Source organism: Amaricoccus macauensis, assembly GCF_014201905.1.
Lineage (GTDB): Bacteria > Pseudomonadota > Alphaproteobacteria > Rhodobacterales > Rhodobacteraceae > Amaricoccus > Amaricoccus macauensis.
On sequence record NZ_JACHFM010000002.1, the window covers coordinates 256,280 to 270,804 of the forward strand.

Sequence of the window (14,525 nt, forward strand, 5' to 3'; positions counted from 1 at the left end):
TCACAAAGCCGAGAAATTTTCTCGGCAATCACCTCTTTTCCTTTCGCCTCGTCTCTAGACCAGCGATCCCGCAGGATGAATCCATCCCCGATCAAATACCGATCTTGCGAGGAGTCGCCTGTGGAACAGGCTCTTTTCAGGCATCGATCGGTCGGATTGTTCGGCGTTTCAACTGGCGGGCGCGGCGCGCGCGCAGCGAGTCGATGAGAACGGCGAGGAAGATGATGCCCGCCATCAGGATCGGCTGGAGATAGAGGTTCACGCCGGTGAAGACGAGGCCAGAGCGGACGGTCTGGATCAGCGTGGCGCCGACCACCGCGCCGAGTGCAGATCCGATGCCGCCGAAGAGGCTCGCGCCCCCGAGGACGGCGGCGGCGATCACGTCGAATTCGCGGCCCTCGCCGAAGCCCGCGTCAAGGCGGCCGATCTGGGCGATGACGACAAACCCGGCGAGACCGGCGCAGGCGCCGGAGATGACGTAGACCCGCGCGCGGATCCAGTCGACGGGCAGGCCCGCCTTGCGGGCGGCCTCGGGGTCGTTGCCGACGGCGTAGATCTGCCGGCCGAAGGCGGTGCGGGTGAGCACGACGTGGGCGAGACCCGCGAGGCCCGCGAAGAAGACGATGGGCAGGGGCACCGGACCGATGGAGGCGAGGCCGAAGGCCCGCATGTCGGCGTCGAAGTCGAACTGCTGCGAGCCGGTCAGGAACGCGCCGAAGCCGCGGAAGGCAAAGAGCGTGGCAAGGGTCACGATGAACGGGATGATCCGCAGCCCGACGATCGCGGCCGCATTGATCGCGCCAAGGAACGCGCCGGAGACGACCGCGACCACGAGACCACCGCCGACGCCGATCCCGAGGTCGCGCATGGCAAAGCCCGCGATGAGTGGCGCGAGGTAGATCACCGACCCGACGGACAGGTCGATCCCCGCGGTCAGCAGCACGAAGGTCATGCCGATCGCGGCGATGCCGATGAAAGCCGCCTGCTTCACGATGTTGGCGATGCTCTCGGGCGAGAGAAAGCCCGGTGCCTGCAGGCCGAACCAGAGGAGCACGAGCGCAAAGACGAGAAACGTCGCGTGGCGGAGCGCGATGTCGGTCAGTCGGGTCACCGTCGGGCCTCCTCTCTGGTGCCGGTCTCGGGGGGCATCGAGCCCCCGCTCGACCGGGGCGGCGTGCCGCCGCCGGCGCCTCGGTTCCGGGCGGTGCGCGGGGGGCGGGTGCGGGACGCGGGCGTTGCCGCGAAGTTGTGCGCGCAGGTGCGCGCAGGGTTTCCTTGCCGGTTTTCCGCCCGTTGGCGGAAAACGACTGCTCTCCAGGTTTCAAGGCCGTATGAAAGCCCGTTCACGTCACCGCCTCGCGGAAGGCGCTGGCGAGGATTTGCTCGCGGTTGAAGGGGGGCGTGAACGCTCTGACCAGTTCGCCCCGGCTCATGACGAGGATCCGGTCGCACATGCCGATCAGTTCTTCGACTTCGGAGGAGATGAAGAGGATGCCGCTGCCGGCGGCGGCAAGGCGGTCGATGAGCGTGTAGATCTCGTACTTCGCACCCACATCGACGCCCCGGGTGGGCTCGTCGAGGATGAAGAAGCGCGGGTCGGCCATCAGCCACTTGCCGATGACCACCTTCTGCTGGTTGCCCCCCGACAGCGCCTTGACCGGCTGGGTCGCGATGCGGCCGGCGCGCACGCCGAGTTCGGCACGGGCGCGTTCGGTCGCCACGGCGTGCGCCTCGCGGTCGAGAAGCGCGAGCGGGCCGCGGCCGAACGCGCGGACGGCGACGAGGCTGAGGTTGTCGGCCACGGGGGCTTCCAGCATCAGGCCCTCCTCGCGGCGGTTCTCGGTCACGAAGGCCATGCCCGCCGCGATGCGCGCGGCGGTCGGGCCGGTGAGCGGGCGGTCGGCGAGGGCGAGGGTGCCGGATGCGAGCGGGTCGAGGCCGAAGGCCGCTCGGGCGAGTTCGCTCCGTCCCGAGCCCATCAGCCCGAAGAGCCCGAGGATCTCGCCGGCATGCGCTTCGAAGGAGATGGTCTCGATCACCCCGGGCTGACCGAGGCCCTCGGCGCGGAAGATGACGGTGGGCGAGGGCGTGGCGGAGCGGTCGGGGAAGAGGCCGGAGAGTTCGCGGCCGATCATCGCGCGGATCATGCGCGGGACGGGAAAGTCGGCGACCGGCCCGTGGTCGATGAGCCGGCCGTCGCGCAGCACCGCCACCTGGTCGCAGACCCGGGTGACATCGCCGAGGATGTGGCTGATGTAGATGAGCGTGCGGCCCTCGGCGCGGAGCCGGGCGATGACGTCGAAGAGCCGTGCCGTTTCGCGCGGGGTGAGCGAGGTTGTCGGCTCATCGAAGATGATGAGGTCCGCCTCCCGGTGCAGGGCCTTGGCGATTTCGACGAGCTGGCGTTCGCCGGGGGCGAGTTCGCCGACGATGGTGTCGGGCGCGTGGTCGAGGTCGAGCCGCTGGAGCAGGGACCGGGCCGTCGCGGCGATACGGGCGCGGTCGATCAGGCCGAAGCGCCGGGGGAAGCCGTCGATGAAGATGTTCTCGGCGATCGAGAGGTTGGTGAAGAGGTTGAGTTCCTGATGGATGAAGGCGATGCCGCGGCGCGCGGCGTCGGCGGGCGTGGCGGGGGCGTAGGGCTCGCCCTGCCACGTCATGCGGCCGGAGGAGGGCGCGACGACGCCTCCGACCATGTTCATGAGCGTCGACTTGCCCGCGCCGTTCTCGCCGATCAGGCCGAGGGACGACCCTGGCTCGATCCCGAGGGTGAAGTCGGTGACGGCCGGCACGCCGAACCAGTCCTTCGAGAGACCGTCGAAGGCGAGGAGTGCTGTCATGTGGCGCTCCGCATCAGCCGGGTGCGCACGACGTCGAGGAGTGCTGCCATCAGGATGACGCCGCCCTTCACCATGTCGATGTGGAAGGCCGAGAGATTCAGCAGGTTCAGGGTGTTCGAGAGCAGGACGAAGAAGAGGACGCCGAAGAAGGTCCAGATCACCTTGCCCTTGCCGCCGAAGAGCGAGGTGCCGCCGATCACCGTGGCGCCGATGACGTCGAGGAGGAAGTTGCCGCCGCCGAGCGTCGGGCGGCCGGTCTCGAGCCGCGCGGTGTAGAGGATCGAGGCGATGGCGGCGCAGACGGCGGAGATCACGAAGACGGTGACGATGACGCGCGCGACCGGGACGCCGGAGATTTCGGCCGCCTTGCGGTTGATGCCGACAGCGAAGACCCAGCGGCCGAAGACCGTGCGGTTGAGCAGGATGTGGGCGAAGACGGCGGCGGCGAGCGCGATCACCATCGGCCAGGTGATGAAGGAATAGACCTCGCGGCGCGGGAGCTGCGACTCGAGCTTCGGGCCGAGGTAGACCGAGACGATGTCGCCCTTGCCGAGGCTGATGAAGCTCTCGGGCAGCTCGCGGATGTTGTTCGACTGGGTGAGCCAGATGGCGAAGGCGGCGACCGCGATCATGGTGACGAGCGTGACCATGAAGGGCGGCATCGAAAGCCGTGCGACTGCGAGGCCGTTGAAGAGCCCGACGAGGGCGGCGACCGCGAGCATGGCGGCGATACCGACTGCGGAGGCGAACGGGATGCCCGCGAGGAGGCCGCCCTGCTCGGTCAGGAGCGAGCCCCAGATCGGGGCGTTGGCAAGCACCGTTGCCGGGGCGGCGGTGGCGATCAGCATGGCGACGACGACGCTCGTCAGGCCCATGACGGCGCCCTGGCTGAGATCGATCCCGGCGATTGTCAGCACGAAGGTCTGCCCGACCGCGACGACGAGCAGCGGCCACATGTTCGACATGAGGTTGACGATGTTGCCGGGCGTCGAGAGCGTCGGAAGGAACGGCACCAGAGCCAGAAAATAGGCGAGCGAGAGGTAGAGGACGAAATAGTCCGAGAGCAGCAGCGCGCGGACGCGCTGGCCGAGGTCGGCTCCCGCCGGGCGGGCGGCGGGGGCGCGGATGTCCGGCCGGGGTGTGATCCCGGCCGGGGGAAGCTCGCTCATCTCAGGACTTGTTCTTGAGGAAGCCCTGGGAGAGCAGCACGCAGCCCCACATGTCCTTCTCGCGGGTGCCGAGGTTGTCGGTGGTGAGCGCGAAGCCCGGATCCTCGATCACCTCGTTCGGTTGGGCCTCGCCGGCGTCGATCGCCGCGAGGATCGCCTCGAGCGACTTCTCGGCCTCGAAGTAGAGATCCTGAACGCCCGTCGCATCGACAAAGCCGTCCTTGACGAGCTGGCAGGCGGTGGCGTCGCCGTCGAGGCCGGCCATCCAGACGTGGCCCTCCTCGCCGGTCTTCTTCCAGAGGCCGCGCGGTTCGAAGACCGAGCGGATGGTCGGGAAGAGGAAGTCCGACGAGGTGAAGAGCAGGTCCACCTTCGGGTTCGCCGTCACCGCGGCCTCGAGGTTTGCGAGCGCGGTGGCCGCGTCCCACTGCGAGGCGACCTCGGTCACGTCGAAGCGGTCGGCGTGCTTGTTGATCGCCGCATAGAAGCCGTTCTTGCGGCCGACGGCGTTCGGGTCGCCGAGATCGCCCACCACGATGATGGCGTTGAGTTTGCCCTCGGGCTTCGCGGCGATCGCCTTCTCGACGATGGAGTCGACCGCCTGTCCCGCGATCGTCGCATTGTCGGCGACGACGACGATGCCCTTGGAAAGATCGCTCGGCGGACGGTTGAAGACGGCGATCGGGGTGTCGGCGTCCTGCGCTTCCGCGACGATCGTCGTGGCGCTCTCGCCGTCCTGCGGGATCAGGATGATGCCGTCGACGCCCTGCGCGATGCAGTCGCGAACCTGTTCGAGCTGGCGGTTGGCATCCTCGTTGGCGTTGCGCTCGATGACGGTGTGTCCGGCGTCTTTCAGGGTTTTCGTGATGGCGCCATGGCCCGCCACCCAGAACTCGGTCTCGAGGTCCTGAAACGCGAAGCAGATGGTGGCGGCCGAAGCGGAGCCGGCGGTCATCGCGGCGCCGGCAAGGATGGTGCCGGCGGCGAGGGCCTGCAGTCGGGTCATGGCGGGTCTCCCTTGCTGGGTGTGTTGGCCTTCAGGCAGTTTGGTCGGGGTGGCAGATATCCTTGACGGACTTAAGGACGCTCTCGGGCGCGAAGACACGTTCGAGCCAGTCCTCCCGGAAGATGAGCGGGCGGGCCTGGGCGATGGCATGGAGTGCGCCATCGGAGAATTTTCCCTCGGGGAAGAGGCCGAAGGCGATGGCAAGCTCGATGTTGAGGTGGCCGAGAAGGAAGTCGTGGGCCGCCTGTTCGGGAACGCCGCGGCGGACGGCCTCGTCGGCCGCCTCGCGGAGGGCGAGTGCCATGGTGGCGCCGACGGTCTCGGAGAGCGCGGGTTCGAGGATCGCGATCTGCTCGACGGTGCAGCGGTGGGCGCGCATGACCGGTGCGTAGATCGCGCGCGCGACCTCTTCGCAGAGGGCGTAGTGCTCTTCCGGGCCCTGCATCAGCGCGCAGACGATGTGCTGCTTCGCGCGGATCCCGCCGAAGTGGTCGGCCTTCGCCTCCGGATCGGTCTCGTCGTTGAAGAGCGGCGGGTGGCAGGGGTGCGTGACGAAGTAGGTGACGTCCGCGCGCTCCGGCATCTCGCCGGCATGGGGCGCGGCGGCGTCGAGGACGATGACGGCGGTGCCGGGATCGAGCTTCGGGACGATCTTGTGGGCAACCTCGCCGATCGCCCGGTCGGGGACGGCGAGAAGGACGACGTCGGCGCGGGAGATCGCCTGACCTTCCTCCATGCAGTCGAGGCCGGTGGCGGCCTTGAGGCGTGCGCGGCCGGCTTCGGCGACTTCGACCGGGGCGATGTCGAAGCGTCCCTTCTGCAGGTTGGTGGCGAGGCGGACGCCCATCTTTCCGCCGGCGCCAAGCAGCGCGATCCTCGTCATGCATTCCTCCTCATGCGGCCGGCCGCTCCGGCCGTCGGTGGCAGTCCGTCCCTGACGTGAACGAAGAAGTCGGTCGGTCCCATCTGGCCACCTTTCATCACCAGCTCGATGCCTGGTCCCTCCGCGCGGTGGCCGCGCAGGAGGGGCGCCCCGGGGGCGATCGGGGTCTCGGCGGTGAGGGCGGTGAGCCCGAGGGCGCGCGCGGCGGCGCTCGACGTGTCGCCGCCGGCGATGACGCTGCGGGTGATGCCGGTCTCGCGGATCAGCCGGTCGAGCAGCCGGCCGAGGCCGGCGCCGAGGCCGGGGTCGGCGCCCGTGTCGTTCTGGCCGCGCGAGGTGGCGACGAGGGGCGAGCGGCCGTCCGCGAGGGCTGTGAGGGCGGCGCGGGTCGCGGCGTCCCAGTCGGGTTCGCCCGGGCAGAGGTCGATGACCGCGAAGCCTGCCGCCTCGGCCGCGTCGATCTGCGCGGCGGTGGTGGGCGAGCAGGAGCCCGAGACGACGGCGATGCGCCCGGTCGGGGCAAGCCGCTCGGGCGTTGGTGCCGGGGGGAGGAGGCCGGCCCGGCGCCATGCGGCGACGAGGGCATACTCGACGCCCTGCGAGCCGAGGACGAAGCCTTGCGCCTGCCAGAGGATGTCCCCGGCGGCGGCAAGGGTTTCCGCATCGACGACGTCGATGGCGAGGATGCCGCCGGTCCGCTGTGCTTCCGTCAGGCGGTGGAGGCCACGGCCGGACTTCAGGTCGTTGAGGTCCGCGAGCGCGAGGGGAAGCGAGGTCTGGCGGGCGATGTGGCGTAGGACATCGGCCTCGTCCATCGCCGTGACCGGGTGGACCGACATGGTGGGATGGCGGTCGAGGCGGTGGATGCCGCCGTCGCCGGCACGGGCAAAGAGCGTGCCGAACGCCTGCCAGCGACCGATCTCCGGCGCGGCGACGACGAGGGGTGCGAGAGCGCCGGGGGCGAGCGCGACCTCGGCCGCGGTGCCGATCGATCCGATCCCGGGCGCGCTGTCGAGGGTGGAGCAGAGCTTGTAGTGCAGGATCGGTGCGCCGAGCGCGCGGAGGCTTGCGCAGATCGCCGGGAGTTCAGTGCGCATCCGGTCGGGGGACCAGGTGCGGGCGTCCCCCGCGAGGCCGATGGCACGCGCTTCGGGAAAGCGGGCGAGGTCGGCGGGAGTGGGCGGGGCGAGGAAGAGCACGGTTGGCAGTCCGGCGAAGCTCAGGACCTCCAGGACCGCGCCGGAACCGGTGAAGTCGTCGCCGTAGAAGGCGAGGACGGGCGTCGCGGTTGGCAGCGGGGTCACGTTCCCGCCTCCGGCCGGATGCCGGTCTCGGGGGGCATCGAGCCCCCGCTCGACCGGGGCGGCGTGCCGCCGCCGGTGCCCTCGTTCGTTGCGGTGCGCGAGAGGCGAGTGCGGGACGCGGGCATTGCCGCGAAGCTGTGCGCGCTGGTGCGCGCGAGGTCTGCTTTGCTGGTTTTTCCGCCCGTTGGCGGAAAAACGACTGCTCTCCAGGTTTCAAGGCCGTATGAAGCCCGACGAGCCCTCATGCGAATTTTCCGAGTGCGGCGGCGAGTTCGGGCGAGCGGGCGGCACGCTCCGCGGCGGTCTCGCCGGCGAGGGCGGCGTCCCATGCGTCGCGGAGCGCGGTGACGCCCGCTGCCGGTCCCCCGGGGTGCGCCATGATGCCGCCTCCGGCGGCGTGGATGAGGTCGGGGGAGCCGAGGGCGGCACAGGTGTCCCAGACCTGGGCCGCGGTCTGGCCGGAGGAGAAGACCGGCATCACCGTGCAGGGTTTCGAGGCGAACATCGGCTCGAGCATCGAGCGGGCCGAGCGGATGACGCTGTCGTCGGGCTCGCAGAACTTGTTCCTGAGGCCGTTGACGTGCATGTGGTCCGCCCCCGCCAGGCGCCAGAGCTTTGCCCAGGCGACATAGTCGAAGCCGAGGGACGGGCAGCGGGTGAGTGCGCCCCAGCCGTTGCGGTGGGCGTGGATCGGCAGCTCGGAGTGCCGGGCGAGGGCGAGGAAGCCCGAGAGGCCGACGCCGGTCAGGTTCGCCATCACGCAGGTGCCGCCGAGCGCGAGCACGAGGTCGTGGTTGCGCCGCATCTCGTCGATCTCGCCGGTGACGTTGAAGGCGAACATCAGCTTCCGGCCGGTGCGATCGGCGGCGCGGTCGATCTCGCGCATGACGGCACGGGCGCGCGCGTCGAAGGGGCAGGAGGGGCCGTTGCCCTGAAGCTCATCGTCCTTGACGAAGTCGAGCCCGGCGCGGGCGAGCTCGCCGACGAGGGTGGCGGTCGCTTCCGGGTCGAGGCCGACCGAGGGCTTGACGATGGTGCCGATCAGCGGCCGACCCTCGACTCCGGCGAGGCGGCGGGTGCCGGGAACTCCGAACTTCGGGCCGGGGTTTGCGGCGGCGAATGCCTCGGGGAGGCGCAGGTCGAGCAGGCGCAGGCCGGAAAACTGCTTCAGCTCGAAGAGGTTGCCCGCGACGGCCGCGACGAGGTTCGGCAGGGACGGGCCGATGTTGTCGAGGGGCCAGGAGAGTGTCACGCGGGCCTGGTGGTGGGGCGCGTCGGGCCGGCCAGCGCCGGGCAGCGACGGGCCGGGGACCGGCCCGAGGTCCTCGATGGCGGTGACGCGGGCGGCGGAGCGCTCCTTGAGCTCGGGGGTTTCGCCGGGGATCGGGACGAAGGTGCCGGAGGACTGCTCGCCTGCCATCGCCCCGGCGGCTTCGGCGAGCGGCCAGGCGGTCTCGATCCAGTAGTCGGCTTCGATGCGGCTCATCTCGGGCACCCCGCAGCGATGAAGCCGGCGAGATCGACGGTCTCGCGCCGGGCAGCGGAGCGATAGCAGGCGAGCGTGATCGCGAGCGTCTCGAGGTTGTGGCGTCCGGAGGGTTGCGGCTCGGCGCGGCCGTCGAGCACATCGACAACGTGGGCCTCGAAGGCGGCGACGGAGTCCTGCACGAAGTGCCAGGGCCGCGTGCCCCAGGCTGGCACGGGCGGGTCGCCGTCGATCTCGCGGACGCCGTCCCGCGTGTGGACGCGGATGCGGCAGCCGACGCCGACCTCGATCGTGCCCTCCGGGCCGTCGATGCGGGCGATGGTCTCGGGGAAGGGGTCGGGGGTCGTCTTCGCGAAGAAGCTGCAGTCGATGCCGGAGACGCCGCCGTCCGTATGGCCGAGGAGCGCGGTGAAGGCGTCCTCGCCCCGGATGCGCGGATTGAGCCGCTGGGTGTGGCAGGCGACGCTTGCGACGTCGCCCATGAGGAAGCGGGCGAGATCGAAGAGGTGCAGGCCCATGTCCATCAGGCCGAAGTCCTCGACCTCGGCGAGATAGGGTTGGTTGGCATAGACGTCGAAGCCGTGGCGGAAGGAAAGCCGGGCGAAGCTCGGCCTGCCGATCGCACCCGCTTCGATCTCGGCGCGCACAAGGCGGAAGGCGTGCTGCCAGCGGAAGTTCTCGTGCACGAGGAGGGGGCGGCCGGCGCGATCCGCCGCTTCGACCATGGCGAGGGCGTCGGGCCAGCTGGCGGCGAAGGGCTTCTGGCAGATCGTGAGCGCGCCACTGGCAAGGGCCAGTTCGACCAGCGGCCGGTGGGTTTCGACGGTGGTCGCGACATCAACGAAATCCGGGCGGATGGCGGTGAGCATCTCCTGAGCATCGGTGAACGGCGTGGCGCCGAAGTCGCGGGCGAAGGTTTCGGCCCTGCCGCGATCGATGTCGCAGACCGCAACGATGTCGGCGCCTTCCGCGTCCTGCCAGCCGTGCATGTGGTTGCGGGCGAAGAACCCGCAGCCGATGAGGGCACCGCGCCAGGTCATGCGGGATCTCCGAAGATGGCGAGGTCCATGGGGGCGAGGTCGTGGCCGGCGACCGAGGCCGGTGCGTCGCCGAGGTTGGCAGCGATCGTCCGGCCCGGCGCTGTGAGGACGATGAGGCCACCGGGGGCGCCCTCGATGCGCACGCGTTTCCCCGAGAGTGCGGCAAGCGCGGCGACGGCATCGCGGATCGGCCACGCGGCGTCGCTGCTGCCGAGGGCGATCGGGCCGGAGGTCATGGCCGGGGCGAGGCTCGCGACCCCGGCGCGGGCGGCTTCGGCGACGGCACCGATCGTCCATGCGGCGGCGAAGCGGGTTCGTTGGCGCGGGTCGTCGCTCGCCATGGGAAGCCTCAGATGGTCGGGGTTCTCGGCGACGGCGCTGCCGTAGGGGTTGGAGCGCATGGCGATGGCGACGAGGCCGAGGTGCAGCGGCCGGTCGCGGGCAAGCGCCTCGGCGCTGGCGAAGACGGCGGCTAGGGCTTCGAGGCTCTCGCGGACCGCGCGGTCGTCGGCGGCGTGGACGATGGCCGTGGTGCCGAAGCTCGCGAAGTCGATCGCGGCCGGGTCGGGCGGGCAGCGGTTGAACTCGGTGAAGTTCGTGAGGGCGCCGCCGCCGATCCCGGCGCCGGGGAAGGCGGCGCGCGCCGCCGAGATGAAGTCCGCCGGGGTCGGGGTGGGCCACGGGCCTTCCGGCTGATGGCTGGCGAGATAGCTGCGGGGCAGCGCGATGACGCGGCGCGGGCGAAGGCCTTCGGCGGCGCAGCGCGAGGCAAGGGACGTGATCTGCCCAGCGTGGTCGGCGACGATCTCGAGCGTGACCGGCGCGTCGATCGGCCGGGAAAGCTCAGGTGCGGCGGCATCGACGCGGAGGAGGAGCCCCGAGACACCGAGGCTCGCGAGATCCACCGGCCCGGGATGGTCGGCGAGCGCCGCATCGTGGGCGAGGAGGATCGCCGGGATGCGGGCTTCGGTTGCCATGCTGACACTGGCAGGCGGTCGGTCCGCCGCGCCTGAGACATCGATGCGCAGGCACTGGCGCACGATGTCACCGGCGGCGAGCGTGTACGGACGTGGGCGGGCGAGCGGGCGGCAGTAGGTCTTGAACGAGGCGTCGGTCCAGTTGCGCTGGTCCTCCATCTCGAAGGTCTCCCCCTCCATGGTGATCGTGACGTCCACGCCCGCGACGCAGTGACGCAGGCCCGCGATGTCGAAGACCGGCTGGCCGGGGGAGATCAGGTCGGGGAAGCGGGTCGTCTCCATGCTGCCGTCGCTGTGGCGGACGGTGAGCGCCGTGCCGGCAACGCCTGCGATCGGATGGAGGAGGACGAAGCCGGCGCGGTTGACCCTCACGTCCCGGCGGGCGGTGAGCGTGAGCTCGGCCGTGAGCTTGGCCGTGAGCCCGGCGGTGGAGGCGACGACGGAGAGGCGGCCGTCGATCGTGCCGTCCACGGTCTGGAAGCGGCGGTCGAGGCGCAGGGTGTTGCCGGTGCGATGGCGCTCGGACGTGGTCTCGATGACCGGGACGGTGCGCCAGTCGGCGTCGCGGATCGGGCAGCCGATCTGGCGGATGACCTCGACGCCGTCGAACGAGAGGCGGAGCGCCCCGTCGCTCAGGTCGAGGGTGCAGCGGCCGAGGCGCTCGATTGCGGCCGGGGCGGGGTCGCGGGGCAGGGGCTCGGCGGCTGGTGGCATCTCATCCCTCTTGGGACGACTCATTATACCAGTTTGGCGATCCGCACAACGATGCGGGCGGTCAGCCGCGCGGCAGATGCGACTGGCGGTAGAGGTCATTGGCGCGCAGCAGGTGGTCGGCCATGGCCGTGGCGGCGGCTTCGGCATCGCGGCTGGCGATGGCGTCGAGGATCTGATGGTGCTCCGCGAGCGTCAGCGCCTCGAGGCCGGGCACCGAGACGAGATCGACGTGGAAATCCGCGAGCCAGAGGAAAAGCGCGTCGATCAGCGCGGTGAAGATCGGATTGCCGGCGATCGACGCGATCTCGCGGTGGAACCGGCCATCGAGACTGCGGAAACGGGCGGGCTCGCTGATGGCGTCCGCCTGGTCGTCGAGAAGCTCGCGAAGTCTCCCCAGATCGGCGGAACTGTGCTTGCGGGCGGCGATGCGTGCCATTTCGCGCTCCAGCGCCGCGCGGGCCTCCTTGAGATTCTCGAGGCTGGCGGGGGAATTCGCGAGCAGGTGCTTCATGGTGGCGCTCACCTGATCGACCATACGCCCGATTGATGGCTCGGCGACACGGGCGCGGCCGCCGTGGCGGATCTCGATGAGGCCGATGGTCTCGAGCGATTGCATTGCCTCGCGGATCGCCGGCCGGCCGACGCCGAAACGCTCCATCAGCTCGCGCTCGGAGGGCAGCAGCTCTCCGGGGCCGAGCGTGCCGTTGTCGATCACCTCGAGCAGCTCGTGGCGGATCTTGTCCGAAAGCTTCTGGCGCACGCGGTGGCTCCCATGAGATCATACCAGTTCTGACAGAATCCGGGCATCTGGTGCAAGGCGCGAGCGGGGTGGCGGGCGTTTGCCGGGTCATTGATCAGGCGGGGGAAACCTTGAGATCGTGCCGACGAGCCGTCGCCCGCACGGAATTGGTTGAAACCTGCCGCCCTTGTCGGCCAACACTGAGGGAGCGTCCCGGTCGGCGAACGCGCGCTCCGACCCCGATCGACCACCGATCCCGGGTCCCGGCACGGCCGGCACCGGGACAAGCAGGAGGAAGCAGGACCGTGGCAGGGCGTCTCGAAGGCAAGGTGGCGGTGGTGACCGGTGCGGCCAACGGCTGCGGCTTCGCGGCCGCCCGGCTTTTCGCCCGGGAAGGGGCGAGCGTCGGCATGGTGGATTTGCCGGACTCCCGGGGCGAGGCGGCGGCAGCGGAGCTTGCGGCGGAGGGCTACCGGGTCGTCTTTGCGCCCGCGGATGTCTCGGCGGCGGCGGCGGTCGAGGCGGCGGTCGCCACGGTCTCGGAGGCTTTCGGGCCGATCACCGTGCTCTTCAATCACGCAGGCGTGCTGGCGGCGGGTCCGTTCCTCGAGGTCGGGGAAGCCGAGTGGGACCGGGTGATGGCGATCAACGTCAAGGGCATGTTCCTGATGACCCGCGCGGTGCTGCCGGGAATGCTCGCGGTCGGTGGCGGCAGCATTGTATGCACCTCGTCGATCTCGGGTGTGGTCGCGACGCCGATGGAGGTGCTCTACTGCACCAGCAAGGGCGCCTGCCACATGTTCGCGCGCGCCATCGCCGTCGAGTTCCGCGATCGCGGCATCCGCAGCAACGCGGTCTGTCCGGGCTTCATCGCAACGAACCACGGCAAGCGCGAGATCGAGGTCCTGTCACGCTACGGCGTCGATGTCTCGCAGGCGGCGATCGAGGCGGCGCAGGGGCGGCTCTGCCTGCCCGAGGAGGTCGCGGCGGCGGCACTCTTCCTCGCCAGCGATGAGGCGAGCTTCGTCAACGGCGCGCATCTGTTCGCCGACAACGGCTTTACCGCGATCTGAACCGGGCAAGGGAGACGACGATGGCGACCGCGTCGCACGGCATGCACGTCAACGACTTCGGGGTCGAGAGCCCGTTCTGGCGCAACTGGGTCGGGAACCAGTCCTGCGTCCGGGCGGCGCGTGGCGCGCCGTCGAGCGAGGACGAGCTCTGCACCATGGTGCGGGATGCGACGGCGCGGGGATTGAATGTCCGGGTCGCGGGCTCGGGGCATTCCTTCACGCCGGTCGCGCTCACGAACGGGCTGCACCTGACGCTCGCCAACATGCGGGGCGTGCGCCACGTCGACCGCGAGAAGCGCCGGGTCACCGCCTCGGCGGGGACGACGATCAACGAACTCGTCAAGGTGCTGAAGGCCGAAGGGCTCTCGATGGTCAATCAGGGCGACATCGACAGTCAGGCGATCGCCGGTGCGCTCACCACCGGCACCCACGGCACCGGCGCGACGCTGCCGGTGCTCGCGGATGCCATCGTCGGGATGAAGTTGATACGCCCGGACGGGGAGATCGTGGTGGTCGACGAGACGACGCCCGATCTGCTGCTCGCCGCCCGCGTCTCGCTTGGCACCCTCGGCGTCATCTCGGAGATGACGCTTCAGGTCACCGACAGCTACCGCCTGCGCGAGAAGATATGGCGCGAGGACTTCGAGACGGCGATGGAGATGCACGACGAGCTTGCCGCGAAGCACCGGCACTTCAGCTTCTTCTGGTGCATGACCGAGCAGAGCCGCCACTGCTACTGCCTGCCCGACACCAGTGCGACGTCAAGCTCGGGCCGCACGACCGACGTCTGTGAGATGAAGGTGATGGACATCACCGAAGACGAGCCTTTCACCGCCGAGTTCGAGAAGGTCGCGTACAGCTCCGACGTCTACCCGATCGAGTACATCCCGAACTTCCACGAACTCGAATACGCGGTGCCCGTGGAGCACGGCAAGGCGGCGGTCAGCGACGTCCGCCGCCTGATGATCGAGGAGTTCCCCGAGGCGATCTACCCGATCGAGTACCGCTTCACCGCCGGTGACGAGGCCTGGATGAGCCCGTTTCACCGGCAGGACAGCGTCACGGTCTCGGTCTCGGGCGAGCCGGGCAAGGACTACTGGGACTACCTCCGCGCGGTCGACCGGATCCTGCGCGGCTATGGCGCGCGGCCGCACTGGGGCAAGATGCATTTCCTGACCGGCGACGACGTCACCGCGATCTATCCCCGGGCCGACGACTTCCGCGCGCTCCGGCGTGAGTTCGATCCCGAAGGCGTCTATCTCAACGATCACCTGCGGGCGCTCTTCGGGTAGTT

Annotated in this window: 12 protein-coding genes; 2 read left to right on the forward strand and 10 right to left on the reverse strand. The window is 69.9% G+C overall.

Annotated features, from left to right (window positions below; genetic code table 11):
* Nucleotides 1-136: 136 nt before the first annotated feature.
* The 10 genes from HNP73_RS08750 to nanR form a co-directional block, all read right to left on the reverse strand.
* Nucleotides 137-1,111 (reverse strand): ABC transporter permease subunit, encoded by a 975-nt coding sequence (locus HNP73_RS08750; protein WP_184148296.1) that lies wholly within the window; start codon nucleotides 1,109-1,111, stop codon nucleotides 137-139.
* Between the two features lie 232 nt (nucleotides 1,112-1,343).
* Nucleotides 1,344-2,840, reverse strand: coding sequence for a sugar ABC transporter ATP-binding protein (locus HNP73_RS08755; protein ID WP_184148297.1), 1,497 nt, complete (start codon nucleotides 2,838-2,840; stop codon nucleotides 1,344-1,346).
* Nucleotides 2,837-4,009 (reverse strand): ABC transporter permease, encoded by a 1,173-nt coding sequence (locus HNP73_RS08760; protein ID WP_184148298.1) that lies wholly within the window; start codon nucleotides 4,007-4,009, stop codon nucleotides 2,837-2,839. Before HNP73_RS08760 ends, HNP73_RS08755 begins: the two co-directional genes overlap by 4 nt.
* 1 nt (nucleotide 4,010) lies before the next feature.
* Nucleotides 4,011-5,015, reverse strand: coding sequence for a sugar ABC transporter substrate-binding protein (locus HNP73_RS08765; RefSeq protein WP_246399693.1), 1,005 nt, complete (start codon nucleotides 5,013-5,015; stop codon nucleotides 4,011-4,013).
* A gap of 31 nt (nucleotides 5,016-5,046) precedes the next feature.
* Nucleotides 5,047-5,898, reverse strand: a complete 852-nt coding sequence (locus tag HNP73_RS08770; RefSeq protein ID WP_184148299.1) for a phosphogluconate dehydrogenase C-terminal domain-containing protein — start codon at nucleotides 5,896-5,898, stop codon at nucleotides 5,047-5,049.
* The gene (locus tag HNP73_RS08775; protein WP_184148300.1) at nucleotides 5,895-7,202 is read right to left on the reverse strand and encodes a four-carbon acid sugar kinase family protein; all 1,308 of its coding nucleotides are present in this window, start codon (nucleotides 7,200-7,202) and stop codon (nucleotides 5,895-5,897) included. The genes HNP73_RS08770 and HNP73_RS08775 overlap by 4 nt, the downstream gene beginning before the upstream one ends.
* Nucleotides 7,203-7,443: 241 nt before the next feature.
* Nucleotides 7,444-8,688, reverse strand: a complete 1,245-nt coding sequence (locus HNP73_RS08780; protein WP_184148301.1) for a ribulose-bisphosphate carboxylase large subunit family protein — start codon at nucleotides 8,686-8,688, stop codon at nucleotides 7,444-7,446.
* Complete coding sequence (locus tag HNP73_RS08785; protein WP_184148302.1) at nucleotides 8,685-9,728, reverse strand: Gfo/Idh/MocA family protein; 1,044 nt, start codon at nucleotides 9,726-9,728, stop codon at nucleotides 8,685-8,687. The genes HNP73_RS08780 and HNP73_RS08785 overlap by 4 nt, the downstream gene beginning before the upstream one ends.
* A complete protein-coding gene (locus HNP73_RS08790) occupies nucleotides 9,725-11,419 on the reverse strand; it encodes a D-apionate lactonase family protein (RefSeq protein WP_184148303.1) in 1,695 nt (564 codons plus the stop codon). Before HNP73_RS08790 ends, HNP73_RS08785 begins: the two co-directional genes overlap by 4 nt.
* Nucleotides 11,420-11,480: 61 nt before the next feature.
* Complete coding sequence (nanR, locus tag HNP73_RS08795) at nucleotides 11,481-12,179, reverse strand: transcriptional regulator NanR (protein ID WP_184148304.1); 699 nt, start codon at nucleotides 12,177-12,179, stop codon at nucleotides 11,481-11,483.
* 284 nt (nucleotides 12,180-12,463) lie between these two features.
* On the opposite strand from nanR, the gene HNP73_RS08800 reads away from it, so the two are divergent.
* Together HNP73_RS08800 and HNP73_RS08805 are read left to right on the forward strand one after the other, a co-directional pair.
* Nucleotides 12,464-13,231 carry an SDR family oxidoreductase gene (locus HNP73_RS08800; RefSeq protein ID WP_184148305.1) on the forward strand — a complete coding sequence of 256 codons (768 nt, stop codon included), beginning with the start codon at nucleotides 12,464-12,466 and terminating at the stop codon, nucleotides 13,229-13,231.
* A 20-nt stretch (nucleotides 13,232-13,251) separates the two neighbouring features.
* Complete coding sequence (locus HNP73_RS08805; protein ID WP_184148306.1) at nucleotides 13,252-14,523, forward strand: D-arabinono-1,4-lactone oxidase; 1,272 nt, start codon at nucleotides 13,252-13,254, stop codon at nucleotides 14,521-14,523.
* Nucleotides 14,524-14,525 lie beyond the last annotated feature (2 nt).